13 protein-coding genes are annotated in these 15,958 nt (G+C 29.5%); 3 read left to right on the forward strand and 10 right to left on the reverse strand.

The window, feature by feature from the left end; genetic code table 11:
• Nucleotides 1–114: 114 nt before the first annotated feature.
• On the reverse strand, nt 115–444 hold the full coding sequence (locus tag AC2TDS_RS05915; protein WP_484738193.1) for a hypothetical protein: 330 nt from the start codon (nt 442–444) through the stop codon (nt 115–117).
• A gap of 116 nt (nt 445–560) precedes the next feature.
• A complete protein-coding gene (locus tag AC2TDS_RS05920; protein WP_484738194.1) occupies nt 561–941 on the reverse strand; it encodes an outer membrane beta-barrel protein in 381 nt (126 codons plus the stop codon).
• A gap of 1,394 nt (nt 942–2,335) precedes the next feature.
• Here AC2TDS_RS05920 and AC2TDS_RS05925 point away from each other — a divergent pair.
• Nucleotides 2,336–2,548 (forward strand): hypothetical protein, encoded by a 213-nt coding sequence (locus AC2TDS_RS05925; protein ID WP_484738195.1) that lies wholly within the window; start codon nt 2,336–2,338, stop codon nt 2,546–2,548.
• A gap of 247 nt (nt 2,549–2,795) precedes the next feature.
• Here the strand turns inward: AC2TDS_RS05925 and AC2TDS_RS05930 are convergent, their stop codons facing one another.
• Nucleotides 2,796–3,914: an aminotransferase class I/II-fold pyridoxal phosphate-dependent enzyme gene (locus AC2TDS_RS05930; RefSeq protein ID WP_484738196.1), complete on the reverse strand. Its 1,119-nt coding sequence runs from the start codon at nt 3,912–3,914 to the stop codon at nt 2,796–2,798.
• 2,000 nt (nt 3,915–5,914) lie between these two features.
• Here AC2TDS_RS05930 and AC2TDS_RS05935 point away from each other — a divergent pair.
• Nucleotides 5,915–6,103, forward strand: a complete 189-nt coding sequence (locus AC2TDS_RS05935) for a hypothetical protein (RefSeq protein WP_484738197.1) — start codon at nt 5,915–5,917, stop codon at nt 6,101–6,103.
• Between the two features lie 127 nt (nt 6,104–6,230).
• Here AC2TDS_RS05935 and AC2TDS_RS05940 read toward each other — a convergent pair whose 3' ends face one another.
• From AC2TDS_RS05940 to AC2TDS_RS05970, 7 genes are all read right to left on the reverse strand, one after another.
• A complete protein-coding gene (locus AC2TDS_RS05940) occupies nt 6,231–7,124 on the reverse strand; it encodes an alpha/beta hydrolase fold domain-containing protein (protein WP_484738198.1) in 894 nt (297 codons plus the stop codon).
• Nucleotides 7,125–7,225: 101 nt separating this feature from the next.
• The gene (locus AC2TDS_RS05945) at nt 7,226–7,660 is read right to left on the reverse strand and encodes a hypothetical protein (protein ID WP_484738199.1); all 435 of its coding nucleotides are present in this window, start codon (nt 7,658–7,660) and stop codon (nt 7,226–7,228) included.
• A gap of 159 nt (nt 7,661–7,819) precedes the next feature.
• Complete coding sequence (locus tag AC2TDS_RS05950) at nt 7,820–8,404, reverse strand: HXXEE domain-containing protein (protein ID WP_484738200.1); 585 nt, start codon at nt 8,402–8,404, stop codon at nt 7,820–7,822.
• Nucleotides 8,405–8,533: 129 nt separating this feature from the next.
• Nucleotides 8,534–9,118, reverse strand: coding sequence for an RDD family protein (locus AC2TDS_RS05955; protein ID WP_484738201.1), 585 nt, complete (start codon nt 9,116–9,118; stop codon nt 8,534–8,536).
• 202 nt (nt 9,119–9,320) lie between these two features.
• Nucleotides 9,321–10,967, reverse strand: a complete 1,647-nt coding sequence (locus AC2TDS_RS05960) for a serine hydrolase domain-containing protein (RefSeq protein WP_484738202.1) — start codon at nt 10,965–10,967, stop codon at nt 9,321–9,323.
• Between the two features lie 120 nt (nt 10,968–11,087).
• Complete coding sequence (locus tag AC2TDS_RS05965; protein WP_484738203.1) at nt 11,088–11,627, reverse strand: helix-turn-helix domain-containing protein; 540 nt, start codon at nt 11,625–11,627, stop codon at nt 11,088–11,090.
• 1,282 nt (nt 11,628–12,909) lie between these two features.
• Nucleotides 12,910–13,128, reverse strand: a complete 219-nt coding sequence (locus tag AC2TDS_RS05970; protein ID WP_484738204.1) for an RDD family protein — start codon at nt 13,126–13,128, stop codon at nt 12,910–12,912.
• Nucleotides 13,129–15,625: 2,497 nt separating this feature from the next.
• On the opposite strand from AC2TDS_RS05970, the gene AC2TDS_RS05975 reads away from it, so the two are divergent.
• On the forward strand, nt 15,626–15,775 hold the full coding sequence (locus tag AC2TDS_RS05975; RefSeq protein WP_484738205.1) for a hypothetical protein: 150 nt from the start codon (nt 15,626–15,628) through the stop codon (nt 15,773–15,775).
• Nucleotides 15,776–15,958 lie beyond the last annotated feature (183 nt).

Raw genomic sequence — 15,958 nt, forward strand, 5'->3', positions numbered from 1 at the left:
TTCCATTTCCTTTACTATCCCAATATTCTTTTAGCCCCGCAACAATAATACATGGTAAAATGATTAGTAAGACACTCCCGAAAACAACGTACAAAACCCCCCAAAAGAAGTGCGCTAACTTGTCAAACTTAGGGTTAATCTGTTTTGTAATTCTATACTCATCAGGCAGGCTTCTACCTCCTGATCTCGTTTTACCTTTAGCGAAGAAATTGCATTTTTAATCGCTGTAAACCGACTGCTTAAACTCTGTATTTTTTTATACAACAAAAGCTTATTATCCCTTTTCGTTTCCCCTCTCTGTTTTTGATAATAGGCTTGTATAGGTTGCCAAATCTCTTGGAGTTCATCCTCAGATAACTTATTATTACTCAGTAAACCTAAATTTCCTATTTCATCTATCTTAAAAAACAGTTTCGCTGGTATGGTATCAAGTGTGTAAACCACCACATTTTTTTTTTAATTCATTTCCTTAAATCTTGGACATAAAAAAACATCTTAATTAAGGTGTCTTGTAGTAAGCGTGTTATTTTTGAAAAACGGTTTTTATACAAATAATTTATCTATAATGTATATTCAAGTCCTACACTAAAAACAGAATGTTGAAGATTATTTTTCATCTCTATAAAGCCATGAAAATACCTTGCATTAATTCTTAACTTTTCAATCAAATTATATCCGGTCCCCAAATTAAAACCTAAAGTGATTCTACCATGAGAATCAAGTTCATTAATCGGATCAGGGTCAAAACTATACTCGAGTATTGCTTGACCATTTATTACATATCCCAATTGAACTCCTCCATCTAAATAAATTTTATCCAGTATATAATATTGTAATGAGATCGGAAGGTAAATAACTGATTCATTTGCCTTAAATTCAAACGGTTTTACCTCAGAAACAACATTAAAATCAGAAGCTAAACTCCATTTCTTGTATTTCATATCTCAAATATATTAGTTTGAAATTTAAAAGAACACTCCGAACTTATTGGGGGCTAAACTATGAAGCTATAAAAAGCATAAATAGTATTGAAATAGTTTATAATTTTTCTAATTTATTCATTATCAAAGTTATAGCTTTAAAAATTAACATAGGTAAGGGCAAGCCTTACTAAAGGTAAGGTTCGCCCTTACTTTCTCGGGTCTCTTTTCGTTTTATCTCGTAGTAAACGAACCAAAACAGACTTTTTGTAAACTAAAACGAAATCTTTTACAAAAAAAAATCATAAATGGTATCATTATATTTTTTCTCATTTACTCCTCCTCTAATGGTTTTCCCTGATATCAATTATAGGGTTTCTACCTATTTTATATAAGTTAGTAATCTACTATATTTGTAGCATACAGATATTTAGTGAAGACCTAGCTGCGCTACTCCATTTAAACTTATCCTTTCACCATCCTATTTTAAATAAGCGCAGTTAGCTTTTCAAGCTAATCTTCAACTACTTAAATACTATATAATAAAACAAGATTTTTTACATCATTCCATTAACAGCCTGAAATTACAAATGGGATTTACTGTACTCACAAGCTGTAATTAATTATTTAACTATTTCTGTAAATCTGTTGTTTTATCTAACTTTTTTCAACTTTCCTTTTTTTTTACTTTAATTCGTAACATTAAATTTCTAACTACGCTATGATCCGTTTAAATAACATTATCTGTATACTATTTAATTAGCGTAGTTAGTTTTTACACTATCTATTACTTTAATGGTTTTCCCTAGTGGAACTGCTAGGGTTTCTACGCATTTCATTTAACTTAATTATCCTTTACATTTACAGTGCACAAACATTTAGTAAATAACTAACTGCGTCACTTTATTTAAGCATTTCTTTTCACCATCGTATTTTAAATAAACGCAGTTGGTTTTTTATTTTTATAAACTATCAGTATACACAAAGCACCTTGCATCTAGTTTTGAAGAATTCATATTACTTCCGACTACTTTATACAAAAGGAGGGGCTCCATAAAACAAAACTATACGGAGTAATTCATTAAACCCGAATTATGCAATAGAAAATCTATTATACCGATTCTTAGTAAAGTTACACTACCATTTCGTTGTACTTGTACATTTAACCGTAATGATGCTATGCTAAAATTGAGAAAGCATTTTATTTTAGGCTGCTTACCTCTCTCATGAGGTAGTTCTATTGTATAGCTCTGGTTAAAAACGCATATCAATTTTGAAGTGAAATGGGTGGTTGGATTCTATTAATACTTTTTACGATTTACAATTTTCATATACGATTAAATTTTCGGTAATTTAAGGTCTAAACCTTACCCTAGTATATGTATCTTAACTATTTCGCCCAAGTTCTAAAGAATATGGGAGTACCCCATTTAAATAGTGATCAATGGCGCAGATTTCAAAATATTTCGGCTATTGAGTATCACATTACAAAAATTGAAGCGTTAAAACACCTGATTTCAAGTGTTTTTCTAGAATACAATAGAGAAAAATCTAAACTGGATAAGCTAACCAAAAATTTACCTCCTGATGAATTACTGCAGGAAATGATTGAGCTTTCAAAAAACTAGTAATAGCAATTCTATTCTCAATTAAAAATCCCCTCTTTATTGTATCAATAACTACCATTTACCATTTGAATTTACAGTAAATTCAAACAATAACTGGTATAAGGAGTATCGTCACACGGACAAACTTTTGCCGTGGTAAAATGGTAAGTAATCCCTGAGCAAGAACATACAAATTCTCCAAAGAAAACCCCCTAAATACCACGGGTACTCATTTTTAAATTATATAGTTAACGACTACGGATTAATATTAAATGTCAAATCGTTCTTTTAGTGCTTCCGTTAGTATTGCGTAACCTCTTAACAAGTCTTTCTTTTCAGCACCAATACCTATTCTGAAATGATGATCCATCCCATATACATCACCAGCCAAAATAAAAACACCTTTTTCTTTACGTAACCAATCGGATAATTCAGTGGAGTTTATTGGGAATTTATATTTTAAAAACACCATACCTCCAGCTTTTGGTGGTGTAAACTCAATAAGATCTCCATATTGCGCCGCCCAATCTATAGTGGCTTTTAGATTCTCATTAAGCATTTTAATATTACGTGACAATATTGATTGTCTCATTTCTGGCTGTAAAACTATTTCACCAATTTTATGACTTAAAATACCCGCTGTTATAGAGGTATAATCATGGTACGCCCAAGTATCAGCAATAATTTCTTTCGGACCAGTTAACCACCCTAATCGTAAGCCTGGAAGCGCATAAGCTTTGGAAAGTCCTCCGTTTACAAGTACTTTGTCATACATACCATAAAAACTTGGTTTCTCAACACCATCTAGATCTGCTCCTTTATATACTTCATCGCAATAAATCCAAGCATCGTATTTTTTAGCAATCTCAACTATGGCTTTCATTTCGTCATTCGTGAGTACATAACCTGTTGGGTTGTTTGGATTGCACAGGGCTATCATTTTAGTTTTTGAACTCATCATAGATTGCAGTTCTTCTAAATCTGGTTTCCATGCGTCCTCTTCTTTTAGATGAAACTTCTTTGGTGTACATCCCATTTCTTCAACAATTCCCCAAATTTGCATATAGTTAGGAACCATCATTACTACCTCATCTCCTGGTTCTAACAAAGTATGGCAAGCAATAAAGTTAGCTTCTGCAGACCCGTTGGTAACTAATACATTATCTTCATTACAACCTGGATATAAATTAGAAATGGTTTGACGTAAAGGAATGGAACCGTTTGTTTGCCCATAACCAAGTACTGTAGATGTTAGCATTTTTAATTGTTCTTCTGAAAGCAATTCTTCCAATGTATATGGATGAAATCCGCTTTCTGTGAGGTTAACGGGTACCGTATTTTCATATAAAGATTGAATACGCTCTAAATCAAAAATTCTGATGTTCATATTATTGTAATTTATAGTTATTAAATATAGCCGATGATCTATTTTTCGACATTATGTATTTGATGATTAATTTATTAGTCCTCCAATTTTATCCTTAGTAAACAACCGCAAACTACGATTAGACATTTCCCTCTGCCTGGGAGCATCATTAGACCGGAAGGGGATTTTATTACCCAACAAGAAGTTTTTAAAATGTGCTTATATTTACTATGAATTCTATCTATAGACTTCTTAAATAGTAATTTAGCTATTCCAAGAATTATCAATTTGTTTACTAACGGCTCAATAATACATTGCTTAATTTTCGCAATTAAATCTAAGCGAAATCCATTTTTCGAAATTTGTGGTAGTGATAATTTAACTGGTGCTTTTGAGGTCATCCTAATAAAATTTTTAAATTTTATTAGAGTAGTACAATACCTGCACAAGAACGAAACTTATTTCCCAAACTCTTCTCTAACGTTAGAAATAAGAACAACACAGTAGGTTGTGTCTAAAAATTCTCCTAAGACAAATGTAAGTATATTTTTTATTCTAAAAAACATAAGCGCCTGTTTTTCAAACACAACACAAAATATAATAAACTATGAGTACTATTTTCTCTCTTGTTCTACTTATTCTATAAATACCAAATACATTATATAGCTCAATAGCACTATGGTAAAAACAGAAATTATTCCCTTGCACTCACATCTGTATTTAACCTGAATTATACCATAGAAAATCTATCATACCGATTCTTAGTTAAAGTTACACAACCATTTCCTGTTAGCTATGTTCATGCCTCATACCGATTGGAATTCTAAGTTACCGATTAATTTGGCTTCGCTCATTAAAAGATTTCAAATAACCATCGGCATGATAGCCTGAAACTAATAGAGAAAAGCAAGTATTTAAATACGAGCACCTATAGATTGGCATATATCATAAACAAGCACGATCAATAAATTAATATGAGAAATGGTGTGTATTCGTTTCAATTATCAAACGTTAAGTTCATCGTAACAATACTAAAACCAAAGAAACTCTTATTTTTATTGTAATTATTTACTTTTTCGATTTTTTTTATAACATTATGGAATGGTTGAACTTAGTATCATTTACTCGGTAGGTAGAAGTTTCTATGCTAGCTTTTACTTTCATCAACACACATAACACACTGAAAAACAGCACTAAAAAACTTAAACAGGTTAGTGTATTCAATTAAAAGTAGGCAATAATAGCTATTAATAAATTACAACAAACTGCACTTCACATCTTTTAAAACACTTAAAATCAGTATTTTTTCAGGGTTTTTCCTGTTTGTTTTTACTATTTAATATTTAGATTTGTAGTAGTTAGATTTAACATTTTATATAATAGATTTAACATTATCAACAAGTATAATAGTTAATCATTAACTGCGTGTTTCAATATATTTTTTCATTCTGCATCTCTGAAATGCGCAGTTAAATTTTATTTACTTCTTTAAGTTATTATCATTATTATTTTTTCAGTTCATAGATGACAGTATGCGTCACTATTGAGGTATAAAAGTGTTCGTAACTATAACTTCTTGCTAAGTTTATTTTAGGGGTTTTCCTCTTTGATTTATAGTTATACTATTTTAATTTTAGGCTGTTTGTTTGACGTTTATATAGCTTTATCTCAGAGCTTATTAACAATCATTAATAGATATGCTCCTTCGGGAGCATATCTCATCTACCTAAAACTATTTACAAATCAAAATTACCCTAATTTCAAATAATAAAATAACATTAGATCCTGCCTCGCTATTTATAAGGCTTCTGCGGAAGAAAAATAAATCGAAGTCAGGTTGATCGTATATGTTCCGTTCATGTACCAATCACAAACATGATTCAACAGGTAAAACACTATTTTTTATTCAGTGATTTACCTCTGTAAAAATGAGTACAACTCCTTCTTCTTGCTATTGGACTTGTTGTATTTTGCAGTACTCTTAAGTAATCAGTAGTGTTTTAACTTTTAAATTTATTATTATGAATAAAAAACATCAAGATCAAACTAGAGATTTTAATACAGATTTAGTTGTACCTAAAGCTATTCTTGAACTTTTAAAGGAAAAGCCTGTACTCTTTGAAGTATGCAAATGGGAAATAGATCCATTAACTAAAAAACCAATTAAAAGGTGTTGGATCACTGAACCCGTAGTAGCTCCATCAGAATAATTCTGTTATAGAACAACCTCCCTCCTTTTTAATCTGAAACCTTATACCATGTACAAGGTACTGGTGTGAAATGTATAATTTGTATACAATCTACTCAAACTGTATTATAAGAACCACTGTAAATTGGTTATTGCTCGCTATTTAATCTGTTTACTACTTCTTTTAACGCTGTTTTTGCTTCCTTCATAACTGGAAGAAAAGGCCAAATATGCGGCATGTTTTTTCCTATAATTACCTCAACATTGGTGGTAGTCTTACTTAACTTTTCTACTACCAGTTGTTGATCAGGATACGTAATATCCCTTTCAGCTAAAAATAACATGGTGGCTGGGAATTTGTCGAAACTTCCATTTATTGGTGAAATCATTCTATTTTTCAAATCATCGTTTTCAGCACACATTTTCTTTGCACTAAGTACTCCTAGTTTAGACAGCATAGGGTCTGTTATATCAATTTTACTTATTGTAGGATTGGACATCGTAGCATCCATTACAGGAGAAATAAGGATGATTTTAACGGGTAATTCTATATTTCGTTGAATTAATCTTTGAATGAGAGCCGTTACTAAGGTTCCCCCAACTGAATCACCGATAAGGGTAATTTGTTTCGGTTGGTATTTTTCTAAAGCTGCCTTGTATACCAAATCTATATTCTCCGATATTTTCGAAATCTTATTTTCAGGTGCTTTTGGGTAATCACACATCCAAATGGTATGATTAGTTTGTTTAGCAATTTCCTTTACTGTATCCCAATGATGTTTTGCTGGCCCAGAAATGAAAGCACCTCCATGAATGAATATTAACAACCTATCGGAAGTTCGATTTCGTTTTACTTCCGTTATTAAAGTATTGGATATCTTAAAATTTCTCACTTCTTTTTGTCTAAAAAACATCCCCTTAGGATAGTGAATGTCTTCTCTTCTTATTTTTTTGAAATCTATTGGGTCTTTACTAAAATCTTTTTTTACGCCTTTTAATTTTATTATAAATAATGTGATATAGTATGTTATGCTTTGTTTCATTTGTTGTTTTCTTTTAATTAACTACAAGGTCATTCGTTATTTGCAGTACCCCGGTTTTCAATACACACTTTTTTCCGATGCCGATTCGTTTATTTATTGTCTTATTTTTTATAAACCTGAAACCAATCAATTCCTTTAACATTGAATGATGCATAATGTTCGTTGAAAGTTTCCCAAAATACTTGAAAGTTATGTTTTGGGTCTTTTTCTAAATCTTTTGATGCTGTGCAAAGGCTAGGCAATCTCTTTAATTTAGTAAATATCCATTCATTAATACCATGTTGAATTCTCAATGTGTCTTTTGAATAGTTTTTAACTTTTCCAAAATTCAAAATATGTTCTTTAAAAGACAAATAACAATCTTGCTTTGAAATATTGTAAACACCTATAATAGTGTCGTTCAGCTCAATAATATTTTCATAACCAACTTGTTCCCAAAATCCATTTGAACTTAGTTTTTTATTTGGATTTTTCTCTTTGCAAGAACAACAAATAATAAAGAGCGTTAAGATGAATAGACTTTTTATTTTTGTCACTCTATTTCTGGTTTTAATTTTAATTATTGCGTAGCGTATAACCTGATAGCTCCTTCTTTTCTTTATTTATCAAATATACATATTTAACTAACTTATCAGTACCCCATACTATTATGAACCAGTCTAGAAGAAACATATTGTTAGTTATTAACAACAAATTTAATTTACTTTTTTGACTTTAGGCTTTAATACACCAAAGCCATAAATCATAAGTGTCGCTTGCACTAGAAGTCCGATAGCTAAACTTATTAAGTTCACACTTAAAGAAGCTATATTGTTAGCGGCAAAATAATAGATCGTATATACACCTATAGGAATATTTAAAAACAGGCTGACCACAAGCCCTGGATTATATCTAAATTTAAAATACATTCCAACGTGCGAGATGGCATTAATAATTGAAAAATAGGCCGTCCATATTCCTATTGAAATATCAATATAGTTCGCTAAAATTGCTGAAAGAGGAAACCCAATAAAAATGATAGGAATATTAATCCAAAATGACGCTTTTTTATCTAAAGGGAAATCGCCCTTTTTTGACCCTAATAGTTTTGTGTTAAAAAATTCTACAAACCCTCCTGGTAAAATATATTCTTCAAATTGATGTAAAAGATATACGACTGTTTGTAACCAAATAAGAAATAAGGCAACATCACTTTTTAAAACGTAAATGATTAAAAGTACGAGCAAGTAAATTGCCAAAAATATAGTCGATTTACACCAATTATCATATAACCATTTCATACTACTTACTGTTTTTTATTTTTACTACTTTACTTGTTACTTGTTACTTGTTATTTGTTATTTGTTATTTGTTACTTGTTATTTGTTATTTGTTATTTGTTTTATGTGAAATTCGTTTTTAATACATTTTTACCCTCTTTTAGCTGAATTTTTAATTCCTTTTATTCCGAATATTAATCCAAAAACAAATGCCAAAGCCAAAATACTTAATGAAATAATGTCCATTATTTTTAATTCAGGTTTGGTAATGAAAAAATAGATCCAATACCCAAGCAAACTGACATTGAAAATCAAAATTAGTGGTTGTTTAAACTCAATTCGCCATAGTTGCGCATCCCTTATTACAAAAGTATTTGAAAGATTATCATGAATAGCTCTTTCACTGTCACTAATACCAGACGTTAGGCTAATAAATCGACCAAAATTTCTCTTGATAAGCTGTAATACCGTTGGTTTTTCTCCATTTTCATCAACAACCATTGTACAAGTTTGGTATTTCCCTGGCGTTCTACTAAATAAAAATTCAAAACTAAAATAATAGACAAATCTAACAAGTAAGTAAATTATAATTGTCAAAGTAAAATTTTTATACGTCAGAAAGGCTACTGCAATTCCAATTAGTGAAGAAATAATGAAGTCAATCATAAAAATTTCTCCACGCTCTTCTTCGCTTGCTAAATTTAGGTTTTTATATTTTTTGTTTGTGATTTTCATTAAATTCCAATTAAGGCGAATCTACGTAAAAACGCTGCTTTTTCATAACTAGTGCACACAGTAATTCTATTTACAAATTAAAATTCCCGTACTGAAACGTCCTTTTTTCTACATTAGAAAAAATTATTATTTTCTTTTACAGTAAATTCAAACAATAACTGGTATAAGTTTGTGTGCATAGTATAATTTAAAAAGTTTTGCTTTATATAATTTTTAAAAAAATTATATTGTTTAAGTTTTGTCCAGATAATTTAAATCCAATAATATCCTCGTCTAAATCACACATGAAATCAATTTTTCCAAAGAAGGGTTCTTTCGAATAAAAGCTATTTTTTGTAATAAGGTGTAGTTGTATATCATAATCTATACTATTATGTATAGCCGTTAATTTATCGTCCTTTATTACCAATTCATAGAAGGTATTGTATTCTTTATTTATAAATATCCCAGTGAAATCATTTAAATTTATATCCTGTGATTTTGGTATATCTATAACGACTCTTCTAGAGTTATAAGTCATATCAGCAATATGAAAATCAACGCTATCATCATAAAATACAAACTTGGAATGTGAGATAGATGGAAAATTAAATACGTTTTTATCAAGCCTTGGAAGTAAGGTTTTACCTGTTGCTCCAAACTCCTGAAAATACAAGTTCCCTTTTTCTTCAATAAATGTCCAATAGGTACCAGGAAATACTTCATAAGTTCCCGCAAATTTCTTTAGTACTTTATTGTTTAGCACCTTGTTTACTTTCTTCTCTTGTATCGTTTCTTTTAAAATAATTTCCAATGACTTATACATAACATCTATGCCTAACATACCTCCTTTATTTGATAAAAAAAGTAATGATAATCGGTGCTTTGGAGCGTGAAGTATATACGAGCGATAACTTTCAGTACCACCTCCGTGAAATACAACATCAATGCCCTTGTAACTATCAACCTGTAGTCCTAAACCGTAGTTTGTCTTTTTTCCAGAATTAAGAATAGTTCTCTCCTGCATTTTTTCACGAAACTCAGGTTTGCCTACAGTTATGTTTTGGTAATTTTTTGCCCATAAACCTAAATCATTTATGGTTGTATATATACCTGAAGAACCCATAGTTGCAAGTCTGACAGGAAAATTAATATAGGTATCAGCCCAGTTCTTATAGGAATACGCTTTATTTTTAATAACATCATCATTATAACCAACAGCTTTTGTGTTATTCATTGCTAAAGGGGTGAATATTTTTTCTTGTAGCTGTTTCTTAAATGGCTTTTTTCCTACTCGTTCAATAATTTCTGATAATAATATAAATCCTGTATTGTTGTATTCAAGTTTATCGCCAGTTTCAAAATTCATTTGATTTATGTTTAATAACATTTTTAGCACTTGTTTATGATTCATAGTTTCAACACCTTTTAGCTGCGCTAATTCATCTGGATTAGGCAAACCGTGAGTATGATTAGTAAGTTGCTTAATTGTTATTTTATTGGGTAAATCTTTAAGCTCTGTTAAGTATAATCTTATATCATCATTGAAAGAGAGTTTTCCTTCGTCTTCTAACATCAATGCAACAAAAGTTGTGAATTGCTTAGAAACAGATGCGATGTTAAAAACAGTAGAACTAGTTATTGGAACTTGGTGCTCTATATTGGCTAAACCTTTTTGATTGCTGTAAACCGTTTTTCCATTTTGAATAATAGATATAATAGACCCCGTTTGACCTTGTTGATGATGAGCGTTAAATACAGAGTCGATTTTTCTAATTGTTTTTTTATCTAGAGTTTCAGATTGTCCACAAATTGATTGCGATAATAATAAGATTATAATGATGCTTACGATCTTTAAAATATAATTCATTGTTGTATTATTTTTTATTTTATCCAAATTTGAATCATTTCAATGGTATAAAAGTCCGAATAAAGAAAGTAGGACTGATTTTACACTAAATAATGAGTTCGAGTTAAAGTCGAACTAAAGTTAACTATTGGATTTCCTGTACCCTGTAGGTGTTTGCCCTGTTACTTTCTTAAACGCTGTATAAAAAGAAGATTTAGAATTAAAACCAACCATATACAAGATTTCTAAAACAGTAAGTTCTCTTTTGGTAGGGTCTTGTAGTAGTGTTTTTGCATCATTTATTCTATACTCATTAATGAAGTCAAAAAAATGTTTCTTTAAATGATGATTGATTAATAGTGATAATTCTTTTTCTGGAATATCGGCTTGAAGAGCTAATTTTTGTAATGTTAACCCAAAATCCAAATAAGGCTTTTCCTTTTCCATTACTAAAGTTAGTTTTTCTAGATATTCATTTTCAGCTTTATTTATTTGGGTATTAGTTTTAGTGGTTTTCTTTTCAAGAAATGATTTTACTGGATTTAACTCTATATCTATACCTGTAAAAAGCGCAGGTTGGTATAACGCTTTCAGAACAAAAAATACAGTTATCGATAAAACAGAAAAACTTATTAAGATGTTTATATTTAAAACATACTCTTGAAGCATAGAATTAGACATATACCATCTTATAATTACAAAGCAATGCGCTATACAAGAGAAAGTTGTTATCTGAAATAACCATTTATAAATAGCATAATTTGCATTTGAATAATTTTCAAGATATACAGTTTTATATTTTTCTAAAACGATAAATATAGCGACAATATAAATTATGTATTGTACCTCTCCAACTACTTCATAAAGAAATAAGCTTTGACTTGAGAGGTTTGTTATATTGAAAATAATAAGAAATAATATAAATAATATGAAATGAAGTATGTGTGTTTTTTTAATCTGAAAATTGGAGTAGCAGGCTGATAATACGTATAGATAAAATAAAGGTAATTGTAGTAGACTAGAAGAAACTTTTATGCTTTGGATAATCGGATACTTTGAAGTCTGGTTTGTAAAAAAACCAATTAAGTCAAATGCGATGACCAGTAAATAAATGCCAAAAAGCCTGTTGGATTGTTTATTTTTTGTTTTAACTGTAAAAAGAAAAACAAAAAGAAGTATCATTATAAAAACAACAATCTTACCTATGGTTTCAATAATTTCTATCTTGACTTCCAATTATTTGTGTATATTTCTTGATTTCAACGTAAAATAGAGCCTAATAACCATCTCTATGCTTTTGTGTTACTTGTTTTACCAAATATACAAAAACAAACTAGCTATCAGTGCCGCCTCATCAAACCGTACGTGAATTTCCCCTTATAAGCTTACCGATAGATTTCTTTATCGAGCTTTCGGAATTAATACGTTAATTACAGTATGCTTCTTACAAAGCTGACTTCGATATAAAACAACTAAAAAATCAATAAAACAAATCATTACGAATTCTTTTGCAGGCTAAAGCAATCGTTTCGCATGAAGATACTAACACAAAAACTGCATAATACTACGTTTTTTCGAATTGACTAGCAGGTTTTCAAAAAGATGTAACGTGAAATTACGTTGAACTCACATTATATGAAAAAAGAAAAACCTTTAAAAGGCAAACTATACAAGATAAAAAATAATTCAATCCTTTTTTACCTTTTCTGTTTCTTTCTTATATACATATTACCTCTGAGACAATATCTTTAATTTTCATATGCACACCCCCTAACATTCTCAATATTAATTCCTTATTTAGGAATAAGAGATATCTATTCCTTTCTTATTTTTAATCTCAAATAACGCCCTATGTTTGCATTGCATTATTATAAGTTGGGGGGCTTATAACGTTATGTGGATAAAGAAGCTCTTTAGGGAGCTTCTTTTTATTTCATATCTTTTTATTCAATATATGATTCATTTAATCATCATAAACCACAACCGAATTTACTATCCAATCGTGAATCGCTTGTTTATTTTCATTTGTTGAAACTGTAAAAAAGGACACCCTCCCCAGAGCTACCTTTATTATAAATCGAACCATAGCTAATCCAATATGTACTCTTTTACCGTTATCTAATTGTTGAACTTTTATCCTGCTAAATCTGTGACCAACCGTTGATCCAATCAATGAAATCATCAATGGATCACATTAATATAAAAATTAATGTGAACGCAATCATTTTTGCGCAGTCTGGCACATTCTAAAATCATGAAAACAAATCTGTTACTCCCACGATATAATCTGTCTTTTTCATATTTTAATATTATTTAGTGTAAAAAAGTAAAAGCAACCCAATAGATTATTTTCACACATTTTTATACGTTGTTTTAATGTCTCCCTAATAATTTAGTACAACTAGTTAATACAATTCATTTTACTATATCTTGTTAAAACTATGGCTAACTTAATTCACTTTCTACTACTATTTAATATATACCCTTTGTAACAAAATCAAGAGTTACTCTTCTTTAAGATATAAAGACATTTTTGAGAGGATAGGTTTTCTTACTAGAAGTTGGCCTTTCCTCTTTCTATTTTTACGATATTTCATTATTAGCATCAAGGCACTCCTATTCATTTTTCTCTATACGATCAAAATTGAATTTCATTAAAACATAACTCGCTTAATTCACTTTCTACTACTATTTAATATATACCCTTTGTAACAAAATCAAGAGTTATTCTTCTTTAAGATATAAAGACATTTTTGAGAGGATAGGTTTTCTTACTAAGAGTTGGCCTTTCCTCTTTCTATTTTTTACAATACTTCATTACTCATATCAAAATATTGATCTATTTAAAAAGATTATCTTATTTTTCTCATTTTAAAGGCAGTATCATACCATCTATCCCAACGAACACTCACCTCATCTAATTCTTATTTTTATTTCCCTTTATTAAAATATCTTTCCGATATAGTTTTAAACTCGATTTTTCATTTGTAGTAAATAGTTTGGAGAAAAGAAGTATTCTGAAAGGAATGCTTCTTTTTATTTTATCGAAACTTGATCTCAGGATTTTTCCTGTTTTATAGTGTCTAAAAATAATTACCTTTATCATGTCTATTTGACGTTTGAAGAAAAAAGCACAAGAAATAACGATTAATTTACTTTTTTCTGCATTTAAAATAATTTTATTATACTTTAAGATAGCTCCTTCACAGGAGCTATCTTTTTATATCTCCCTAACATACCGTAAATTTATTTTTAATAAGTACTTTATAAGTCAATTATTAAACCTTACTAATTCTCTATACAAGAAAAAAAATAATATTTACTAGTTATACCGATTCTTAACTAAAGTTACACAACCATTTCCTTGCAGTCAAAATTAAAATACTATCATCTATAGATCGACCTTTACCTTATACCAGTTATAGCTTGAATTTACTGTAAAAGAAAATGGTAAATGGAATTAATGATTATGCCTCTTAAATTAACATCAAAAATGCCATTGTAGCTTATGCCACAATTTCTAAATGTGACTTATAGAATTAATTGTTTCCAAACACATATGCGTATTGTTTATTTTAATTTGAATCAAATTAAATAAATTAATTGTTCGTTTTGAAAGGAGCTTTTAAAAGCTCCTTTCTTCTTTCAATACTCTTAATCTTACATCTATTTGACAAAATATTATATTGGTAAACAAAACCCAAAAACAAGTCAAAGCACTATATAACAACACCTTAAAAACAAAACATACACTTCTGGCATCGTTGTTTTAATGGTTTTCCCTGATATAAGTTTCAGGGCCTCCACTTATTTCTTTAAATGTATTTATGTGTTATTTTTACACCATAATTTTTACAAACATTAGTGTATAGCTAACTGCGTTACCTTATTTTTTTTCAGTCTTTCATTCTATTTGTTTTAAATAAGCGCAGTTAGTTTTTATCTCAAAATATCAATTTATTTTATTTTTTATATTTCATTTTCTTACTGCACTTATTTAATTTATATCTGTCATCGCTTAAGAGACGTCTTAAGTTCTTTTTCATAGCAATTTTCCCGTTCAATCTTTTGGACGGTTTTTTTTATTGCCCCAATAACAACTTTAAAACACCCCCTACAAACTCATTTTAAACTATTTATCAGACACATTTTTGATCATTCCTCTAAACTATTTATTTATTCTAATTCTTGAAATATGTGACCTTTATTATTTTTTGTGTCTCAAAAATAACAAGCTTCCAAAGTTCCCCCCAGTGACACCCCCCTTATCATTAACTTTGTGAGCTTTTTATTTACAATTATTCACAGGATGCTGATGGTATATACCAATCAATACTCTTTCCGAAAGATATACAAAAACACTGATCGCAGGTTTAGAGTCAATAAACCTCACTTTTTCTACCTTTTACCTTTTTACTGTATTATTTGTTCATACATAAAGTAAATTTATACTGAGCATAAAAGCTTATTTACATTGTTTAGTTAGTTTGAATAGAAAAGTATTCTTTGAAAAAAGAATACTTTTTTAATACGTAAGCTTATGGAACTATGGTTAACCATATAAAACACAGTTAAACTTAGTTTCTTATTATTTCATCGACAATTTTTTTGATTTTAAATAATTATCAACATTTAACCTAAAAAGCTTGTTAACTTTAGCATATCAAATGTTAATTATCATGAAACCTAAACTTACCATCGTTAAATTCATAAAGAGTTATGGTAATCAATACGAAATCAAATTCCCTAATCTAAAAGAACCATTAACTATAGATAGATATTACTATGAAAAAATGGTCAATAGCCCTAAGGAATTTAAGTTTATTTAAAATAAACCAACCATTTTCTTACTGAAACAATAGTACTCTTTAACAGAAGTTCCAGCAATAACACACTCATGGTTAACATTCATTTAACACGATAAAAACCATTAGATTGTGTCTAGGGGTATCCCTTATTGCCAGTGATATAGATTTGTTTTAAATTGCAGTAAGTTTGAAATCTATATTTCG

This window comes from Tenacibaculum profundicola, assembly GCF_057220795.1.